Source organism: Tatumella ptyseos ATCC 33301, assembly GCF_000735525.1.
Taxonomy (GTDB): Bacteria; Pseudomonadota; Gammaproteobacteria; order Enterobacterales; family Enterobacteriaceae; genus Tatumella; species Tatumella ptyseos.
In genome coordinates, this window is record NZ_JMPR01000038.1 from 56,520 (window position 1) to 71,826 (window position 15,307).

Below are 15,307 nucleotides of genomic sequence, written 5' to 3' on the forward strand. Positions count from 1 at the left end.
TGGGCACAACTATCCGGGCATCTTTCCGGTAGGTGAAAGGCGATCAGCAGCATCCCTTAATGTAATTGAGAATCATTCCACCACAAGGCGGTGTAGTAGTAAACGGATATTTTTTGTTATTCACTACATAAAAACACCGTTCAGCAAACCGGAATGATTGAGAAAAACATTTATTTTCAATGGGATTTTGGTTCTGCGGACATTAAGAACGTCTCCGGGGTGGCTGTTTATCTTGCTGTTTCGGAGACTTTCCTTCTCACGGACTACACACTGTGCTGCCCATTATTGCTGTTTTACCCGTTAAAATGCCCCGGGGTAAGACGTAAAGATAAGCGCTGAGGATAACTTTATATTTTCTCCACTGAACAACCGGATTGCTGGCTGAAAGACGCAGACCTTGCAGCATTCTGTCTCCAATGATAATTTCAGAACCGTGCCAAACAATCCCCCGGGGAGTAATGTGATGAAGCGAGACATTGATGGCAGTTGATTGCCATGGCTATATTACCCGGTCGAAAAGCAATGAAATGCAACCGGTATTCTCTGAGGTCGTTGCAGATCTGGTCACAAAACTCACCTGCTCTTTTCCCGACCTCATACACAGCCTTTACCTGTACGGGAGCGTCGCCGAAGGCCGCGCAACGCCAGGAAAGTCTGACCTCGATGTATCACTCATTTTCAACGATGAGCCTGACGGGGTAACTTCAGAACATCTGGCAGCTATTAAAAATGAACTTGAGATAACTTACCCTGTTATCAGCAAAATCGATTTCGATTGCGGTCTGCTGCATCAGGTTCTGCTCCCGGAAAATAAATTTAGCTGGGGGTACTGGCTCAGGCATCATTGTGTCTGTATTTACGGTGAAGACCTGGGAGACCGGTTTGAATCATTTAAACCGTCAAAAACCATTGCCATTGCCGTGAATAGTGACTTCCGGCAGGTAGCGGAGCAATTAATTGCGCAAACTGATGCCACAACCGATGAGAAAGTCAGATTACAGCTACAACGTGCCGTTGCTCGAAAGCTAATCCGGGCGACCAGCATTCTTCGCGACGAACAGGATCTGGACTGGCCGGAGACACTCAATGAACATCGGGTTAAATTCAATCTTCGCTTTCCGGCATTAGCGGAGGATATGGATTACCTGATGGCTATGGGTCATGAGCCTGACGGAGATAGCGCTTTTTTTAAAAACAGAGTGATGCGTTTTGTCGTCTGGCTGGATGTCGCGTTCCGCGAACAGCAAAACTGATATTGCCGGAGGGTTCAGATAGCTGTATTCATGTCACTGGTACCCGCATTGTTCAGGACTTATCCGCTCAGAATAAGAGGTTATTTTTCTAACCTCCTTAACCACCACTCCTGTTTTTACTAAAACCTCCGCCGAAAACAAATACTGGCAGAATTCTGACTTCAGAAGGGAATACCTGAAGTTAAGCAGAACATAGTCTCATCCGCTGTAGCATTGTTCTGAATCACATCGCGGAACGACCAGCATACACTATCAATGATACCGTTGTATAAGAAAGGATCCCGTGAAGCCCTATTCTTGGTTCTCTTATCCCGTGGGGTAAACAGCCCTAACCCGGCCGGCAGAGTCCGAACAGGCACGCTACCGGCATAAGGAACAGATGCAATTATCTTTCTATCGATTTTTTGTGCCTGACTTCAATGACAATTGCTCTTTTTGAAAGCCCCCCAATTATATCATCTGTTTTTTTAGTATTTTCACTATCGGTGTTAGCATCCCACTCATCAAGAAGAAAAAACCTCACTGCATCATCAGCAAACAACCTGCCTAATGATTTCATTATTTTTTCACCGGAGGAGCCGACATCATCATTAACTCCTATCTGATTTTCATGACTAACTAATATTGCGTTAGTTAACTGAGACTTTAATTTCTTTAAAAATGAAGACTTTCCTGTACCGTTCGGCCCTGTGATGGTATACCTGCCCGGATCGGCGCTATCAGAAAATAAAACGGCACACAGCTCCGTTGGACTGATATCCAATCCCGAACTATGACAATAAATTTTCATCCTGTCATCTGCGTCATTGAAAAAATCAGCCCTCTCCAGGGTCGTATAAAAATGCTCTAAGTTTTTAACCTTACTTCTTATCACCATCAATTGTGTTGTATGCATACTTGCTGCATGAATGCTTTGATATAACTGTAAGCTCCTTGGGAGTACAGCTACCAATGACCCCATTATATACGGGTGCATCATTACAGTATGATGCGAGGCATAAATGATCAGAGGGATGGATGTCAGTACAGGTAAACAAGCAACAACCTGCTCAATGCACTTATACTTTAACTGATTATCAAAATATACTTTCTCTTTATCTCTGGCGTTAGCCAGCGATGCATCGAAATGCTTAATCATTCCGAAAAAAGCATTATCCCATATTTTATTTATTGCTCTGAACGCCTCTATCCTGGATGATTGTATCTCTGTCGATAGCTTATTTATTTTTGTTTTTGTTAAAAAAATAAGGAACAATGATGCCACCATACAGGAAAGTATGGAGATAGTTATCATCTGCCCCAGAACTGCATACAGTGCTGCAACTGTAAATATGACATTCAAATACAGAGCTATTATTTCTATATAATAAAATGAAGCCTCCTCAATAGTAGGAAGCGACTCTCCGATAATCCAATGACTCACTTTTTCTTTATTTTTAGCAGAGTTCACCCCCCAGTCTTCCTTAGCACGACTCAGAGTTTCCCTGTAGTAGCCAGACCAGACGGAGTTTGATAACTTCACTCTGAAATAAAGTGAGCAAGAACCAAAAAGATAACAGACAGCAATACTTGAAAAGAAAATAACTATATAATGAAAAGAACGTTCGGGTGCAAGGTAAGCAAACTTCCCGGCTAACCCTATAAAGTAAGTCGATAAGCCCACCAGCGCTTGCTGGATAATAACCAGTAATACGCATACGAAAAAATACCTGTTTTTTACAATCATAAGAGCACTCCCGGAAAAATAAAAAATAGCATTCCTGATAGGTAAAATCATTTTTACATGCTATTAGTTACATCCCCGGAAACCTCTCTGTATTTTCTCAAAATTTATAAAAGCCATGCCATGCAGGATGGTCTCATCATCAACTCAATAATAACTGCCAACCTTTTCCCTGTCACCTCAGGAGGTCAATAACCAAATGATGCTAATCTCCCTGATATTCCTACCGTAGTCGTCATCATTAAAAAAACTTTGGTCTCCCTACCCGAAATACATCAGATAACAGCACCTCTATCTTCACTTCCGATGGCTGACAATAACTAATTGGAATTAAGCATAACGATAATCTGCATTGGTTATTTTTTGATTAAATATCAATTATTAATCACTGTCAAATCAGGATTTTATTTTATATAGACATTTTCCTTATGTCCTTGTCTCTAGAGAAATTCAGGAGCAATATTTCCGCATGTATCCTGATGCGGTGAATGCCATCACATAATGCCAGGGCCTTAATATGAGTGAGTACCTTGCGCATTATCAACATGACGGTTCACAGGCTCCGGGGGTGGTCGGGTCACTGACGGGATACCTTACCATCGCGTTCTCTGAAACCCGGGATAACTCCGGCCTGAGCCGGCCACCGGGTGCTGCCCCGACCTTTAATAAACAATGCTTGCTTTCCGGACATCTGTACAGTGCCCCCCTGACTCACCTTCGAACACTGTCCGGACATGTCCCCGGGGTCACCAATTCGCCAGCTAAACTCTTTTGCCCCTTCCTGCCTGAATGGCTGGCGGATACGGGAAAGTAAAGAATGCCGGTGAATACGGAATGTGGATGAGGAGAACATGACGGGAAAAAAAGGGCTCATTTCAGAGCCCGCACTTATCTTTCGGTTGTAATGGTAATCACTCCGGATTACCTGCGACGAATAATCGCATTAACGAACCTGGAGGACTTCAGCAGATTAATGTTGCCCATCAGTCCGTTGAGAGCGTCGGGTCCGATTCCGGATCTTATTTTTCTGAGCCGCATTACTTCCGGGACTGATCCCAACCCCCAGAATAACAAGTGCCATGGAAACCCATTGTAACAACGTATAATGAGTTCCCTGAATCACCTCTGCAATGGCTAACCATACGAACGCTAAATTTGTCAAAATGGATACTTTTGCAGAAGCTTCAGGGGAGGTTACAGCAATAGTAAGAACCTGTATTCTCAATGCTGCGATCCCACCGACCACTATCACTGGCCACCAATGTATCGGCAATGATGGCCTGTAAATCGCAATGAGTATAATGATGACCAGCACTGAAAGTAAGTTATAGACCGAGCTGGTTGTTTTAGGATTTTCACCTCTATCCGCCAACAGACCCAATATAATAAAAGATGCCGCATAAGCAAGAGCTGAAGTTAACGCTAAAAACTGCCAAATAGCAAAATGTAACCCGCCTTTATGTTCGGAAATTATCGTCAGAGCGACACCAACAAAGGCAAGTATTGCACTGAGCCTTGCCCGGTTTTGTTTTACAGCATAGAACGTTGCGAAAATGGGGGCAGTATTCAATAGCATTGACGCATCTGCAGCACTTGCGCCGGGAGTCGCCAGGGCGATGTAATATCCGGCAAATGCCCAAATCCCGGCAGCTAACCTGATCCCATGAAGCGTAAAAGGCGCAACAGGTTTCAGCTTAGGAGGGGATAATATTATCCCGACGATATATTGCCCCAATAACAACCAAAGAGGACTAATATAATCATTGCTGGAATAAGAAACTACCCAGGCAGTTGCAGCAGATAACAAGCTTGCGAATACACCCAGTATAATACTTTGCATTACTTAATACCTGACTGCACGAAAAAAGGAACCGGTACCATTACTTTAAAAAACTTTCCTTCGATTCTTATCCTCACGGGGCCTTCCTTAGAGAAAATTAATCCTCTTATAGTAACCTTATTGATGTCACTAAATCCAATAATAACACTTACTTAAACCCGGAAGCACTATGTTACAGAACCATTGAATATTAAGGAAATCCGGTGTGGACTATCGTTTAAAAACAATCCGGCAGTTTTTTCCGCCGGTATGTCTGAATACCACGATGCCAGCGGTAAGGCCCGGGTTGTGGTCAGCGATGAGAAAATCAGATATTCAGGCCGGTTAGTTGAAAGCGCTTTATAACCTTAGGAAAAATACCGTTTTATGCTGCTGTATAACTGACCCGGGAAGTGCCCCTCCTGCATGTTAACTCCCCTGCAATATTGACTATCTATTGTTTTAATCGCCGTGATGGCTTAACGCGTCCCGGAGGCTACTGCCAGCAGCACCCCAAAAATCACCAGCAATCCACCAAAAGTTCTGTCTATCCAGTGACGCACCGCCAGAAAGCGCTCACGGATCCCTCCCGCAGAAAAGCAGAGTCCCACGAGGCTGAACCAGACCATGTGAGTCACCGAGATAAAAAGTCCATACCCGATTTGCACCATCAGCGGGGTTTCAGGCTTTACTACCTGCATAAACAAACTGACGATAAAAATAGTTGTTTTGGGATTCAGCACATTCGTCAGGAAGCCGGTACGTAAAGCTCCCGCATCTGACAGGGGTACCAAACGCTTATCCGTCACTGCACCGCCCGCCTTTGTGCGAAGCATTTTTATGCCCAGCCAGAGAAGATAAACAGCGCCTGCCAGCTTGATGCCGTTAAACAACCAGAGCGACCGTTGTATCAGCAGCCCTACGCCAAGCAAGGTATAAGAGACGTGGACAAGCACACCCAGTCCAATCCCGAATGCCGTCAGCAGTCCCGCGCGACGGGAAAGCAACAAGCTGTTGCGTGAAACCATAGCAAAATCGGGACCGGGGCTGATAACAGCGAGTATTGTTATAGTGATTACAGCTAGCAGTTCAGTCATAATATCTTCCTCTGTAACTTAATGAATGTACCGACTTTACTGTACATAGCCTCCGGTGAATAACGATGTTATCTGACAAAGATTGTGAGTCTGGATCACCATTCGCGTCGGCACGTCTGCCGTCTCTGATCGCCTTACGCAGTTTTGAAGCGGCGGCACGCCACGAAAACTTTAGCCGGGCCGCCACTGAGCTGCATATCACCCATGGCGCGGTCAGCCGAGCGGTTCGGCTGCTTGAAGAGGAGCTGGGCGTTCCGCTGTTTGAGCGGCGCAACCGGCGCGTCTTTCTGACCGATGCCGGTCATAAACTTGCCAGTGCGGTCGGCGAAGGGTTAGACGTCATGCAGCAGGCTGTTGATGCCTTGCGCGCCAGCGTACGGCAGCGCCAGCGGTGGGTACTTTCCTGCGAACCCACACTGCTAATGCGCTGGCTGCTACCTCGCTGGCCCGCGTTCCAGGCACAGCATGCAGGGACTGAGATATGCCTTGCGGCCGGTGGCGGGCCTTTTTCATTTGCCGGCGGCCTGGACCTGGCGATCCGGCGCGATGACTTTGACTGGCCGGAAAGCTATTATGCCGCGCCTCTCTTCGCAGAGAAGGTAGGACCGGTATGTCGCCCGGATAAAGTTTCCCGCTGGTTTACCGCTAATGCCCCGGGTCCCGAACTGGCTGCGGGCGCTGAGTACCTCCATACCCGCACACGCCCCGATGCATGGCAGGCGTGGGCCCGCGCCGCAGGTCAGCCTGCAGTCGGCCCGGGAGGCCAGAGTTTTGATCATTTTTACTTTAGCCTGCAGGCCGCCGTTGCCGGACTTGGCGTAGCCATTGGTTCGTGGTATCAGGTCTGTGACGATCTTGAGAGCGGCGTTTTGTCTGCTCCGTTGGGTTTCGCTGAGGACGGTTCCCGCTACTACCTGCTATCTCCGGAGCCGTTTGAGCCTGGCAGCCTGCAGGCAAACCTGCTTGTCTGGCTTCGTACCCTGAATGACCCACTGCAGGTATAGGCTACGACTGATAACAGCGTCTTGAAATAAATTGCAGAGGAAAGGATATGCTGACCGATGAAAAAGTCCTTAATTGCTTTCGCCGGGAGCTACCGGTGGTTAAATCGTTACTGATGAAATCCATTCCACTTGATGCAGACACTATTCTGCAGGAATATGCTGAAGTAGAAGATCTGGCGCTTGCGATAGATAAATTCTCTGAAGAATTTGATATTGATGTCTCATCATTAAATATTGAAAATTATCTCCCGTGGAATATTCCGTGGTTTTTCCGAAGCTGGTTTACCCAAAAACCGGTAACCCAATCCAAAAAACCGCTCACCGTCAGAATGTTCGCTGAATCCGCAAGATCCGGCCGATGGTTATATGATTAACCCTTACTTTCCGGGAGCGACGACTCCCGGACCTTGTTTTCAGATGCCTTCCGCAGCAAACATTCGGGAATTTTTAATACGTTAAAACAACAGCTGGCTTCTGTTCTTTAGCCAATCGTTATTGGAGCATCAGGCCAGGAAATATCTGCAGTACCGGTATCCACTCTGCTCAACTGAATACTGTAGCGTTCCCGGCAGTTTAATAGCCTTATGCTTCAACATCGCCTAATGATGAGTAACTTCCACACTCCCAATTAAAAGCATTGTTGCAAGCGGCGTTCAGGCGCAACCTTGCCTCAGTTCCCAATGGTTAATCAGACTTTTGCTACAAAAATATCTGAACCCTGTAAAAGTAGCAATTGTACAAAATTTGGTCTTACCGTAAGGTAAATATGACCGGGGAAGATAGGGAGATCATATGGACACGGTTGCAGAACTAAATGGAGCTTATTTTTTCGCAGGAAGATCTAACCTCAAAGCAAGCGAACTATTTTTCATGATTTTTTGTGAAAAATTTGTAGGGCAGTTTGGGTTAGGGGTAGCTGATTTTTCCGCTGTTGTAGCTTTACTGGCTGGAAGGAATGATCAGCCAACGAGAACCAAGCCTCGCGATGCAATCGACGGAATCTCGCACCTATCAAAAGCATCACGCAGAGCCTTTGGCAACGCTAAATTCCCGTACGGGATCAGATTACCAACCTTCATCGGCGGTTACACTCCCTGGACAATGAAACCACGAATGGTAGCCAAAGTAGGTACGTTTGTTGGCCGAACTATTCCTGTCATTGGCTGGGTAATTTTAGCCTCTGACGTGTCACAAATTTCATATAAAACCGTTCGTGATTACAATAAAATTGCCAGGGGTAATGATAAGGTATGGTAACAGACGAAGAGGTTCTTGAATTTTTTCGTAACGAGCTATCAACTCCGCTTAACCGGAAGTGGCGTCCGATCCCTCTGGAATTAGACACGCATCTACAGGACTATTGCGCTCCCGATGAACTTCCTTATGTGATCGAAGATTTTGGTCAGAAATTTGATATTGATGTTTCTAAAATCAATATGAATCGTTACTGTCCGATAATAAAAATACCATTACTGAAGCGATTAACTGAAGGCCGTGAAATCATGAAAAAAATAATCTCTGAGCGCCCTCCATTCACGCTGAGAATGTTTGCTGAATCTGCCAGAGCAGGACGCTGGTTATATGATTAACCCTTACTTTCCGGGAGCGACGACTCCCGGACGTTGTTTTCAGATGCCTTCTGCAGCAGATATCCGGGAATTTCTAATACATTAAAACAACAGCTGGCTCTGTATTTTTAGCCAGAAAAATGGAAACTCACTGAACATATATCTTCTACTTACATGAGGATTAATCATGGATGATGGCATAAAAATCGTGATTTCTCCGGTTCAGCTTGCTGCAGTGCTGACCGATAGCTCAGTCACAGACGGTGAAACGCTAAGTAATCGTCTTTATGGAGGGCTGGGACTTGTAATGGGGACGTTGGAGCTTGCTGGCGCGAGCGCATTGTGCATGGTGCCGGAACCCACCGGCCTGACCAAGGCTGCATGTGTCGTTATTGGAGCCCATAGTATGGACAGTATTAATACTGCTGTACGGGTTTTTTCAGGTCAAAATGTACAAAGTGCAACTTTCCGTTTAGCCGTTGCTATGGCTAAAAAATTCGGCGCTGATGATGACACTGCCTGGAACATTGGATTAACCGTAGATGTAGGTGTGCCGGTAGCTTTTTCTCTTGGGCTTGGAGCTGTGAGAATAGTTTCTGTTCGGGTGGGAAGAATCCAACTGATCCAGCATGAATCAGCACCAGGGGGGAAACCCGGCGGCCATACGATATCAAGGCATGTTGCTAAAACACAGGAAGAATTAGCAAAGCGCCTTGAACGCACTGAACATCTGATACGAAAGCCTGACATGGTCAGTTCATTTAGTAATATCAACCTTGCAGAGAAATCCATCGCTAATGCGTTGAAGGTAAATAAAGAGTGGATAAAAATTTGGGCTTCACGCCAGGCGCGGCATAATCTGATTATTACCTACGATACCGGAAAAGTCATTGGTTACTCACTGTTCAGAGGCAGTGACAAGCTGATATATACTACTAAAGTAAAGGTTGTACTTAAATACGAAACCTATAATGACAAGCCATATTATATTTTAACCGCATTTCCGGGGATTTAAACTTATGCTTTCAACTACCCATATTGATATTATGATTGAAGGGTCACTTAATCAGGATTTCGATTATATTACCGGAACTGAAACTATTGATGATGCCATCGATATCTATACAAAAGGGCTGGCTACCCAAGACCATCAGGATTTGAAAAAAGAAGTGTTAGCATTTCTGTGTAGCGATGACAGTACTATCAAATCAGAATTCAAAACGCGTTATTTTAATTATTTTTCACCAGAGGAAGGCAAAGGATTGCTTTTGCGCGTACTTGAGGGTCTGGAAAAAGCGGAGCAAAAGTAAGAGTGGGTTCCCTGGAGATTCATTAGCCTGGTTCATCAGGTCAGACCGGCTGGTCGCTACAGCGACCTTGCTGCCGGGATTCTAACGAAATGATAGCCTCCGGTTGCCCGGCCCCCCAATTAAAGTGACTTTCTCGCTGATGACGCCCTTAAGTAAATAACCAGTGTTTATCCCTGTGACCGGTTGACAAGACTTAGTGTGAACCGTTCTCTTAATGCCGTCAGCTCATTTACCGATATCAATATGACAGAGCGCATAGTTACCGCAGTTTTAAGAACGATATCGCTAAATATTAAGGCCAGGACTATTACCGGGGGAGGAAACAGGCGACAAGGTCGGTAGTGGTACCAGGATGGACAGTAGTAAACTTGGTTCAACGTCGAATCGCCATAGAGTTCCGGAGTATAAGCCTTATAACGGTAAACCCTGGTCCATTCTCACAGCCTTCCCGACAGGATAAAAACGATGAAAACATTCTTTCCGTTAATCAAAAATCTGATGGGTGCGTATCTCAATCAGGATTACGATTATATCTGTGAAACAGATTCTATTGAAGGTGCGATGGATTACTATATCTCCGATTGCCCGGCCGGAGTTCTCGCCGAACTGATCGATGAATTTGAACTCTTTCTAAGTAATTACCCGGATAACCCGGACAAAGCGTTTGAGGAAATTTTTCATCCCGGAATCATTATTACGGATATACGGGCATTCTTCGGAGTCTTTACTCACAAAATCATCGGGGCTGGTAAGAGGTAATTATCGCCCCTGGTTACTACTTTCTGATAAGCCGGTTTGGTGCTCTCAGGAGACTGGACTCATTTTCCGCATCTCATGGACTGTAATATCGAATCGTTCACTCCCGGGTTCCAGCCCTGATGCCCGGCGACCGCAGTGTAATGCCGCTTTAATCGTTGAACCGGATCCCATAAAGAAATCAGCCACCAACTCACCGGGTCTGCTGCATATCCGCAGGCTTTTCACAGGGATGTTTATACGCCCTCATGCCCTCCTCCTGAAATGTCGTATTACTTCTGTTTCTGATATCTGAAAATCAGACTTGTTAGCTCAATTTAGCCCGGGAGGTAATGCCCTGAATCTTCCATTCAGAAAAATTGACCAGGTAGAATGATCGTTCTACTATTTAAATATGAAAATGAACACAAGTAATACTAAGCAAAAAATTCTGCAGACCGCTGAGCTACTCATCTATGAGAACGGTATTCATGCAACAGGCATGGACCTTCTGGTTAAGACCTCTGGCGTTGCAAGAAAAAGTATTTATCACCATTTTTCGAACAAGGGAGACGTAGCCGCTGCAGCGCTGAACAGACGCCACGAACGCTGGATACATTGGTTCAAGGCTGAGTCTGATAAGGGAAAAACTGCTCAGGATCGCATCCTGAACATGTTTATTGTCCTGAAACGCTGGTTTGAGTCCGATGGTTTCCGTGGCTGTGCGTTTATCAATACGGCCGGAGAAATTGGGGACCCTGATGACCCTATTCGGCAAATAGCAAAAATACATAAGCAAAAATTACTGGATTATTCCTTTGAACTTGCCGGACAGCTGAACGCAGAACACCCAATGGTTTTGGCCAGACAGTTACTTATTCTGATAGAGGGGGCTATCACCACAGCATATGTCATGGGTGACGGAAGTGCAGCCGACAACGCCAGGGATATTGCTAAGCTTTTGCTGGAACGGGCCTCTTCCTGAGGTCAGTATTTCGAACATATATATTATATTTAAATAAAATTCAGGAATTTCATCATGAATGATTCAAAAGTACGCCCACCATTTCCTCCTTTTACTCAGGAAACAGCCCTTGAGAAAGTCCGACTGGCTGAAGATGGCTGGAACACCCGCGATGCTGTAAAAGTCGCATCGGCTTACTCGCCGGATACCAAATGGCGAAACCGTGCTGAGTTCGTGAATAATCGTCAAGAGGCACAAGAATTTCTTGACCGTAAATGGAAGAAAGAACATGAGTATCGCCTTATTAAAGAGCTGTGGGCGTTTAGCGGTAACTGTATAGCAGTTCGCTACGCATATGAGTGGCACGATGACTCTGGTAACTGGTTCCGCTCTTACGGAAACGAAAACTGGGAGTTTGCGGCTGATGGTCTGATGAAGCGTCGCTTCGCATGTATAAACGACATGCCCATCAAAGAGAGTGAGCGCAAGTATTTCTGGCCGTTGGGACGTCGTCCGGATGAGCACCCGGGCCTGTCGGACCTGGGACTGTGATCCACGTGACACCGAAGATTACTGTTATGGCTATTTCCCCATATCGGTCTGAAGCAGAAAGATGATACTTGTGAGGCGGATGAGAATTTTGTATTTAACACTGTAAAAACAACTATTGTACAAAATTTAATCTTTTCGTAAGGTGAATCTGATCTGTGAAAACAAGGAGACCCTATGGATACGGTTGAACAACTTAATGGGACGTATTTTTATGCAGGAAAATCAAATCTGACTGCTTCTGAACTTCTGTTTATGATTTTCTGTGAAAATACAGCAGGTCAGTTCGGTATCGGTATCGCTGATTTCGGTGCAATTGTCGCTATTGCCTCAGGGAGAAACAATATAAGCACCAGAGGTAAATTAGCCAACACGACCAAAGGGACATCTTATGCATCAATCGGAGCAAGAGCTTTATTCGGAAAAACTAAATTCCCTTTAGGTATTTCATTACCTACCTGGCTTGGCGGTTACACACCGTTAACTGCTCGTCGGGTGATGGTCCGTAATATTGCACCCTTTATTGGTCGCTCAATTCCTGTGTTTGGTGTGATCATTCTTGCCTCTGATGTAACACAAATTACCTACCGCACCTTACGAGACTACAACATCATAGCCCGGGGTGGTGATAAATTATGGTAGACGTAAGTATTGAGCACAGAGTTTATGAGTTGGTGAGGCCTTATGCCGGCACTTATCTATTTAATCTAAAAAAGGTAGAGCTAACGCCTGACACTGATCTGGATACCGATTTAAGCATTGATGAATTTGAAGTTGAAGATCTTATGAATGACTTTTTCCAAAAATTCAATGTCGCACGTGGCAATTTCAGGATTGAAACTTACTACCCTGCGGGACCCATATCATGGAATCCTTTCAAAAAGACTTCACCCATCCTTGTCCCGGACTTCACTATCGGCATGCTTATCGAATCAGCAAAGGTCGGGCGCTGGTTATATGATTAACCCCTCTGCCCTGAAGCTATTGTAAGCATCCCGGCAAAAAGAACCATTCGTATTTAGAGGTTATCCGTCATCCCCCCCAACCCAAATGACCATATTTTGGGGTTAAAAAGTAAGGATTTCTGATGGAATTCGGGCTGCAGGTCGGGGGGTTTTGGGGAGAATTTTGGGGAAAGTGTTGAGGGCAAAAAAAACGGGTTCTTTTCAGAACCCGTGCTTATGTATCGGCGGTAAGGCCGGATTACATATGGCTGATGATCGCATCACCAAACTCTGAGGATTTCAGCAGCTTAGCGCCATCCATCAGTCGTTCGAAATCGTAGGTAACGGTTTTGGCCGCGATGGCACCTTCCATACCTTTAATGATTAAATCAGCGGCTTCGGTCCAGCCCATGTGACGCAGCAGTATGTTTAAATATTAATTATATATTGTTGTTATGATTGATATTTTATTATTGAATATTACAATTTCACACATTACCAGCTGAAAAACAACTCATTGATTATTCGTTATATTTTTATGATTTTGATAACCTATAATAAATGCAACTAGACATGAAATCACAAAAATATGCTATTTTATTAAGCATCCAAAATCTAAGTCCGCTATCTTTCAAAATAGAAAATTAGTATAAGGATCTCCAATGACATTTATTCTTCCTGATATTGAACTAGACGCGTTCACTTGCCCAGAATGTGGTGTTTATGCACAGCAAGTGAAATACTCCTGTGATAGCCACGTTTTCAACGGGCCACATTACTACATTAAGGACCAATGGTTAGCTTCTTCTACATGTAAGTATTGTAACAAAACAGCATTTTGGATATATAACAAGATGATTTATCCACATAAAGGTTCCGCTCCTCTTGCTCATCAAGATATGCCTAATGATGTAAAAGCTGATTATGAAGAAGCCGCTTATATTTGCTCTATGTCACCAAGATCAGCTGCAGCCTTGCTTAGACTCGCTATTGAAAAACTATGCAACCATCTTGGAGGAACAGGTAATAAAATTAATGATAAAATTGGTTCATTAGTTAAAAAAGGACTTCCTGTTATGGTACAGCAGTCTTTAGACGTTGTCAGGGTAACTGGTAATAATGCAGTACATCCTGGCCAAATTGATACTGATAGCCAAGAAAATGTTAGCAGCCTGTTTGGCTTAATTAATATTATCGTTGAAGTCATGATTACAAATCCTAAGCTGATTCAATCGCTCTACGACAACCTCCCAGTTGGTAGCTTGAAAGGAATAGCAACTCGCGATAAAAAAAATTAAAGTTACCTTATCTCTGCCATGGGCTCTAAGAGGGTGGAGGTTAAAAACCTCTCTTTAGAGATGAATTTATTGTTAAGGGAAAATTCAAACTCAATTTAACGAGCATTATATGAAATTTATATCCTTCTAGAGTAAGATAGATATTAGGTGGAAGTCATAGTATAAAGAACTCCGACGCACCTAAATATTAGGTTATCAAAATAATGAATAAAAAATTACCGCCTGATTTTTTCAATCAATTCATTTACCGAAAGTAAGCTATTTCTTCTATGAATCATGGCATGGCAATTAGGACATAATGGGATCAAGTCATGAACAGGGTCTACTTCATACTCCTCACCAATACAATGAATCGGTTTCACATGATGTACATGTATGAACCCCTCCCCATGTTCGCCATAAACCTGACCAAAGTTAAAACTGCAGCACTTACAGGAGAGACCATGATACTCAATGCAAGCTTTTCTTGCTTTAGCATCTCGTTCATATGAGTTAACGGTTATCATTTTTTTTGCACCTTCTATAAAACTTTCAGGTGAAATTATCTCATCAGGATATGGATTCTCAGAGAAATCCGCATACCAGTTCTCACCTTCTTTACTCAGAAATCTTCTTTGAAGATTGCGCTCAAAATCTTTAATTGAGGCAACGCCAGGATCGTTTAATTTTTCAGAGAAAATCATATTAAAAGTGAACAAATCATAACCTTCAGCAACTAATTTAATATGTTCGATCGCCTGAGTATATCCGGGAGGTCTTTTACCTTTAGCGCTGATTTTCCATTCCTCTTTGAGAATAATGGATCTTTCTTTCTCACTCTCAACATCCCATGCCCCAAATATCACCATCTTTTTTTTATGGTTCACAAAAGACCAACTCCAGTTCCAGTTTTTACACGTTGCTCCATGTGACTCTATGAATTGTTTTCTACTTTGCGACATCACTTTTTACCTGACACTGTTGAAACAGGGCAATATTATTAATTTAATCTAACATTTAATCCATTTTTATGTGTGTAAAAATATTAATCATCCGATTGAAGA

Annotated in this window: 18 protein-coding genes and 2 pseudogenes; 14 read left to right on the forward strand and 6 right to left on the reverse strand. The window is 44.0% G+C overall.

The window, feature by feature from the left end:
• Positions 1–479: 479 nt before the first annotated feature.
• Positions 480–1,253 carry a nucleotidyltransferase domain-containing protein gene (locus GTPT_RS12070; RefSeq protein WP_029991782.1) on the forward strand — a complete coding sequence of 258 codons (774 nt, stop codon included), beginning with the start codon at positions 480–482 and terminating at the stop codon, positions 1,251–1,253.
• A 385-nt stretch (positions 1,254–1,638) separates the two neighbouring features.
• Here GTPT_RS12070 and GTPT_RS12075 read toward each other — a convergent pair whose 3' ends face one another.
• Positions 1,639–2,979, reverse strand: a complete 1,341-nt coding sequence (locus tag GTPT_RS12075) for a P-loop NTPase family protein (RefSeq protein WP_029991783.1) — start codon at positions 2,977–2,979, stop codon at positions 1,639–1,641.
• A gap of 514 nt (positions 2,980–3,493) precedes the next feature.
• Between GTPT_RS12075 and GTPT_RS12080 the strand changes: the two genes are divergently transcribed.
• Positions 3,494–3,790, forward strand: a complete 297-nt coding sequence (locus GTPT_RS12080) for a hypothetical protein (RefSeq protein WP_025901819.1) — start codon at positions 3,494–3,496, stop codon at positions 3,788–3,790.
• A gap of 156 nt (positions 3,791–3,946) precedes the next feature.
• On the opposite strand, the gene GTPT_RS12085 is transcribed toward GTPT_RS12080, so the two are convergent.
• Both GTPT_RS12085 and GTPT_RS12090 read right to left on the reverse strand, forming a co-directional pair.
• The gene (locus GTPT_RS12085) at positions 3,947–4,816 is read right to left on the reverse strand and encodes a DMT family transporter (RefSeq protein ID WP_025901818.1); all 870 of its coding nucleotides are present in this window, start codon (positions 4,814–4,816) and stop codon (positions 3,947–3,949) included.
• Positions 4,817–5,274: 458 nt separating this feature from the next.
• The gene (locus GTPT_RS12090; protein ID WP_029991784.1) at positions 5,275–5,892 is read right to left on the reverse strand and encodes a LysE family translocator; all 618 of its coding nucleotides are present in this window, start codon (positions 5,890–5,892) and stop codon (positions 5,275–5,277) included.
• 65 nt (positions 5,893–5,957) lie between these two features.
• On the opposite strand from GTPT_RS12090, the gene GTPT_RS12095 reads away from it, so the two are divergent.
• From GTPT_RS12095 to GTPT_RS12125, 7 genes are all read left to right on the forward strand, one after another.
• Complete coding sequence (locus GTPT_RS12095) at positions 5,958–6,896, forward strand: LysR family transcriptional regulator (protein WP_029991785.1); 939 nt, start codon at positions 5,958–5,960, stop codon at positions 6,894–6,896.
• A 47-nt stretch (positions 6,897–6,943) separates the two neighbouring features.
• Complete coding sequence (locus GTPT_RS12100; RefSeq protein ID WP_029991786.1) at positions 6,944–7,270, forward strand: DUF1493 family protein; 327 nt, start codon at positions 6,944–6,946, stop codon at positions 7,268–7,270.
• Positions 7,271–7,688: 418 nt separating this feature from the next.
• On the forward strand, positions 7,689–8,153 hold the full coding sequence (locus GTPT_RS12105) for an STM2901 family protein (RefSeq protein ID WP_029991787.1): 465 nt from the start codon (positions 7,689–7,691) through the stop codon (positions 8,151–8,153).
• Positions 8,147–8,485, forward strand: a complete 339-nt coding sequence (locus tag GTPT_RS12110; protein ID WP_025901813.1) for a DUF1493 family protein — start codon at positions 8,147–8,149, stop codon at positions 8,483–8,485. Before GTPT_RS12105 ends, GTPT_RS12110 begins: the two co-directional genes overlap by 7 nt.
• A gap of 166 nt (positions 8,486–8,651) precedes the next feature.
• Entirely contained in the window at positions 8,652–9,479 is an 828-nt protein-coding gene (locus GTPT_RS12115; RefSeq protein ID WP_029991788.1) for an RNase A-like domain-containing protein, read from the forward strand.
• Positions 9,480–9,483: 4 nt separating this feature from the next.
• Complete coding sequence (locus tag GTPT_RS12120) at positions 9,484–9,774, forward strand: contact-dependent growth inhibition system immunity protein (RefSeq protein ID WP_029991789.1); 291 nt, start codon at positions 9,484–9,486, stop codon at positions 9,772–9,774.
• A 465-nt stretch (positions 9,775–10,239) separates the two neighbouring features.
• Positions 10,240–10,533 carry a contact-dependent growth inhibition system immunity protein gene (locus GTPT_RS12125; protein ID WP_029991790.1) on the forward strand — a complete coding sequence of 98 codons (294 nt, stop codon included), beginning with the start codon at positions 10,240–10,242 and terminating at the stop codon, positions 10,531–10,533.
• A gap of 45 nt (positions 10,534–10,578) precedes the next feature.
• On the opposite strand, the pseudogene GTPT_RS17570 reads toward GTPT_RS12125, so the two are convergent.
• Positions 10,579–10,768 (reverse strand): annotated as a pseudogene (locus GTPT_RS17570) (DNA methyltransferase); the annotation flags it as partial.
• 156 nt (positions 10,769–10,924) lie between these two features.
• On the opposite strand from GTPT_RS17570, the gene GTPT_RS12130 reads away from it, so the two are divergent.
• From GTPT_RS12130 to GTPT_RS12145, 4 genes are all read left to right on the forward strand, one after another.
• Positions 10,925–11,494: a TetR/AcrR family transcriptional regulator gene (locus GTPT_RS12130; RefSeq protein ID WP_029991791.1), complete on the forward strand. Its 570-nt coding sequence runs from the start codon at positions 10,925–10,927 to the stop codon at positions 11,492–11,494.
• Positions 11,495–11,548: 54 nt separating this feature from the next.
• The gene (locus GTPT_RS12135; protein WP_029990093.1) at positions 11,549–12,025 is read left to right on the forward strand and encodes a nuclear transport factor 2 family protein; all 477 of its coding nucleotides are present in this window, start codon (positions 11,549–11,551) and stop codon (positions 12,023–12,025) included.
• Between the two features lie 174 nt (positions 12,026–12,199).
• The gene (locus GTPT_RS12140; RefSeq protein WP_025901807.1) at positions 12,200–12,664 is read left to right on the forward strand and encodes an STM2901 family protein; all 465 of its coding nucleotides are present in this window, start codon (positions 12,200–12,202) and stop codon (positions 12,662–12,664) included.
• Positions 12,658–12,987, forward strand: coding sequence for a DUF1493 family protein (locus tag GTPT_RS12145; protein ID WP_029990095.1), 330 nt, complete (start codon positions 12,658–12,660; stop codon positions 12,985–12,987). The genes GTPT_RS12140 and GTPT_RS12145 overlap by 7 nt, the downstream gene beginning before the upstream one ends.
• A 238-nt stretch (positions 12,988–13,225) precedes the next feature.
• On the opposite strand, the pseudogene GTPT_RS17130 reads toward GTPT_RS12145, so the two are convergent.
• Positions 13,226–13,393 (reverse strand): annotated as a pseudogene (locus tag GTPT_RS17130) (NADP-dependent isocitrate dehydrogenase); the annotation flags it as partial.
• A gap of 235 nt (positions 13,394–13,628) precedes the next feature.
• Here GTPT_RS17130 and GTPT_RS12150 point away from each other — a divergent pair.
• Entirely contained in the window at positions 13,629–14,264 is a 636-nt protein-coding gene (locus tag GTPT_RS12150) for a DUF4145 domain-containing protein (RefSeq protein WP_029990097.1), read from the forward strand.
• Positions 14,265–14,479: 215 nt separating this feature from the next.
• On the opposite strand, the gene GTPT_RS12155 is transcribed toward GTPT_RS12150, so the two are convergent.
• Complete coding sequence (locus tag GTPT_RS12155) at positions 14,480–15,205, reverse strand: HNH endonuclease (protein WP_029990099.1); 726 nt, start codon at positions 15,203–15,205, stop codon at positions 14,480–14,482.
• Between the last annotated feature and the right edge of the window lie 102 nt (positions 15,206–15,307).